1 protein-coding gene, 1 tRNA gene and 1 pseudogene are annotated in these 3,522 nt (G+C 61.9%); 1 reads left to right on the top strand and 2 read right to left on the bottom strand.

Annotation, left to right across the window (positions count from 1 at the left end; translation table 11 throughout):
* Window positions 1–161 precede the first annotated feature (161 nt).
* Window positions 162–1,613 (bottom strand): aldehyde dehydrogenase family protein, encoded by a 1,452-nt coding sequence (locus ESZ60_RS20360; RefSeq protein WP_134682473.1) that lies wholly within the window; start codon window positions 1,611–1,613, stop codon window positions 162–164.
* 236 nt (window positions 1,614–1,849) lie between these two features.
* On the opposite strand from ESZ60_RS20360, the pseudogene ESZ60_RS20355 reads away from it, so the two are divergent.
* Window positions 1,850–2,999: pseudogene (locus tag ESZ60_RS20355) on the top strand (IS3 family transposase).
* A gap of 402 nt (window positions 3,000–3,401) precedes the next feature.
* Here ESZ60_RS20355 and ESZ60_RS20350 read toward each other — a convergent pair.
* Window positions 3,402–3,478: transfer RNA gene (locus ESZ60_RS20350), tRNA-Met, on the bottom strand.
* Between the last annotated feature and the right edge of the window lie 44 nt (window positions 3,479–3,522).

Genomic DNA, 3,522 nt, shown 5'->3' with positions numbered 1-3,522 from the left:
GCCTGACGAAGCACAGCCATGATCTGCGGTTCCGTGAAACGGCTCTTTCTCATTCGAATCTCCTCAGCTCACGCTACGAGAAAATTCTACTTATGCAGCCCCTTAACCATGGGGAGGATTACCGGGCCGCCGCGCATGGGCGGTCCCTTCTCGTCCTCGCGTCAGGCGTCCAGGTCCCAGCCGCTGATCTGCTTGCTGTCCATGAACTCTTCGAGCCCCCAGACGCCGCCTTCGCGCGCCCGACCCGACGCGCCGATGCCGCCAAAGGCGGAACCGCGGCCGCGGCTCTGGCCGTTCATCTCGACCATGCCGGCGCGCAATTGGCGCGCCAGCCGGTTGCGGCGCGCCCCATCCTGCGTCTGGACGTAGTTCGTCAGCCCATAGATCGTGTCATTGGCAATCTCGACGGCCTCTTCCTCGCTGTCGAAGGGGATGATCGACAAGACCGGGCCAAAGATTTCCTGACGCGCGATGGTCATGTCATTGGTCACATCGGCAAAGACCGTGGGGCGGACGAAATAGCCGCGATTGACGCCCTCGGGCAGGCCGGGACCGCCTGCAACCAGACGCGCGCCCTCGTCGATGCCCGTCTGGATCAGGTCCTGGATCTTGTCCCATTGCGTTTTGCTCACCACCGGGCCGATATGACGGCCGGGCTGGTGGGCAGTCGCCACGGCGGTGTCCTCGGCGATCTGGCGGGCCTGTTCGACGGCAGTCTCGTAGAACGAGCGCTCGACCAGCATCCGGGTCGGCGCATTGCAGCTTTGCCCCGAATTGTAAAAGACATGGCGGACACCACGCTTGACCGCCTTTTCATCGGCATCGGCAAAGACCAGGTTCGCGCCTTTGCCGCCGAGTTCCAAGGCGACCTTTTTGACCGTATCAGCGGCCGCCTTGGTGATGGCGATGCCGGCGCGGGTCGAGCCGGTAAAGCTGATCATCTGCACGTCGGGATGGGTCGAAAGCTGCGTGCCGACCCCCAGACCGTCGCCATTGACCATATTGAAGACACCTGCGGGCAAGCCGGCCTCATCGACGATCTCGGCAAAGAGGATCGAGGACAGCGGCGCGATCTCGCTGGGTTTCAGCACAACCGTGTTCCCCGCGAGTATCGCCGGGATCACCTTGAGCGTGACCTGGTTCATCGGCCAATTCCAGGGCGTGATCAGCCCGACCACGCCGATCGGCTCCCAAGCGACCATGCTTGAGGGCGCATGTGGGCCGAGCGGGCGGATGAATTCGAAGTTCCGGAACGCTTCGATGAACGTCTCGATATGCCAGATCCCGCAATCGGCCTGATCGCCCACCGCCATGTCCTGCGGTGCGCCCATCTCATCCTCGATGGCCTTGCCCATTTCGGGCAGGCGGCGCGTATAGATCTCGAGGATCTTTTCGACAAAGGCCAGACGTTCGGCCGGCGCGGTCGCCGACCAGTCCGGGAAGGCGGCTTTGGCCGCCGCGACCGCCGCATCGGTATCGGCCTGCCCGCCAAGCGAGATCACCGCGACCGGCTCTTCGGTCGAGGGGTCGATCACCTCGAGGTCATTCTGCACGATCGGCGCGAGCCAGGCACCATTGATATAGAATTTCCGCTTGTCAGCCAGTTCGCTCATCGCGGACCCCCTTGCTTGTCATTGCCCGTAACGTGGCACCCCGGCCGGCCGGTTGCAACCCGAGCGCCTCGCCAGAACCCGGTCTCGCGGGTTAGCTGCGGCCAGCCGGATCAAGGGGATGCATCATGCCGCGCGTGACTTGAGAACCGGGGCGGGTTTCCCCAAGGCCTTGACCTTCCCCCCGGAAGTTCCCTCGGTCTGATGTGGAGTCTGCCCAACCTGAAGGAGCAGACGAGATGAGGAAAAGCCGTTTCACTGAAGCGCAGATTATCGGGATGCTCAAAGAGCAGCCTGGCTTGCCGACGGCTGAGCTGTGCCGCAAGCATGGGGTGAGCCCTGCGACGTTCTACAAGCTGAAGGCCAAGTATGGTGGGATGGACCTGTCCGATGCCAAACGCCTGAAGCAGCTCGAGGACGAGAATGCGAAGCTGAAGCGCTTGTTGGCGGATGCGATGCTCGACAACGTCGTGCTCAAGGATCTCCTGGGAAAGCCCTGACGACACCGATGGCGCGGCGGGACGCGGTGCTGCGGGCGATGAAGGATCATCCGATCTCTCAACGCCGGGCCTGCGTCCTGATCGGTGTCGATCCGAAGACGGTGCGGCGCGAGAGGCCACCGGACAATCCGGAGATCCGTGAGGAGATGCACAAGATTGCTGAGAAGCGCCGACGCTTCGGCTATCGACGCATCGGTGTCATGCTGGAGCGTGTGGGCATGGTGATGAACGAGAAGAAGCTCTACCGGATTTACCGGGAAGAAGGGCTGTCGGTGCGCCGCCGTCGCGGCCGCAAACGGGCGCGCGGCAGCCGAACCCCGATGCCGGTGCCATTGTGCCCGAACCAGCGGTGGTCCCTGGACTTCCTGTCCGACACGTTCGGTGCCTGCCGCAAGTTCCGCATCCTGGCCGTCAACGACGATTGCTGCCGCGAAAACCTTGCCCTGATCGCCGACACCAGCATCTCGGGGGCCAGAGTGGCGCACGAACTGGACGCTTTGGTCAGGATCTACGGCAAACCCGCCTGCATCGTCTCGGACAATGGCACCGAGTTCACCAGCAAGGCCATCCTCAAGTGGGCTAACGAGAACGGCGTCGAATGGCACTACATCGATCCGGGCAAGCCGCAGCAGAACGGATTCATCGAAGCTTCAACGGCAGCCTGCGCGACGAATGCCTGAACGAGGAGATCTTCGACAGCCTAGCCGATGCCCGCCGCAAGCTGGCCCTCTGGCGCTACGACTACAACAACGTCAGGCCGCATTCCTCGCTCGCAAACAAGACCCCGGCAGAAGCGCGCCGGGCGCTTGAGCAATCTGAGGGCTCCGCGCCCGGCGCGCTTGCCCAACCCGAAGCCGACCACTATCAACCCCAAGGACTCTCGTTATGAACGAGGGACGACCGGGGGGCAGGTCAGGAGCAGGTCAGCCTCAACCCCAGAGTATGGCGGAGCGTCATGAACATGACCATGAACCCGTCTTCCCCTGAAGCGCGTGAGCGTGCCCTGCGCAGAGGTGGTCCGGGAATTTGGGCCAGTTTGCCGCTCAGCTAAGCTAAGGCATTGTCCCTCAGCACCCCGCGTGATGTGTGCGGACATTTTTCATTGCTGTGCCTGATACAGGCGATGACTGGAAACCTGATGTGACAAGGCTTCCACGAAGGCCGTCCACGGATTTTACCTGCGGCTACGCTTTTTCTGCTTTGGTGTTGATGTGGCGTTGATGTAAACGCGTAGAGGCCGGTGGTATTTGAACACCATCGGCTTATAAATTTGATATTTCGTCGATATATTTGGTTGCGGGAGCAGGATTTGAACCTGCGACCTTCAGGTTATGAGCCTGACGAGCTACCGGGCTGCTCTATCCCGCGCCGTTTTCGCTGGTTTGCAGCGTTTGATCGTTTTCGAGAGATGC

Source organism: Paracoccus ravus, assembly GCF_004522175.1.
Taxonomy (GTDB): domain Bacteria; phylum Pseudomonadota; class Alphaproteobacteria; order Rhodobacterales; family Rhodobacteraceae; genus Paracoccus; species Paracoccus ravus.
This window is presented reverse-complemented; position numbering and strand designations above follow the sequence as displayed.

Excerpts from the sequence above, each read along its gene's own strand:
- ESZ60_RS20360 (WP_134682473.1), bottom strand. The coding sequence starts at position 1,613 with ATGAGCGAACTGGCTGACAAGCGGAAATTCTATATCAATGGTGCCTGG.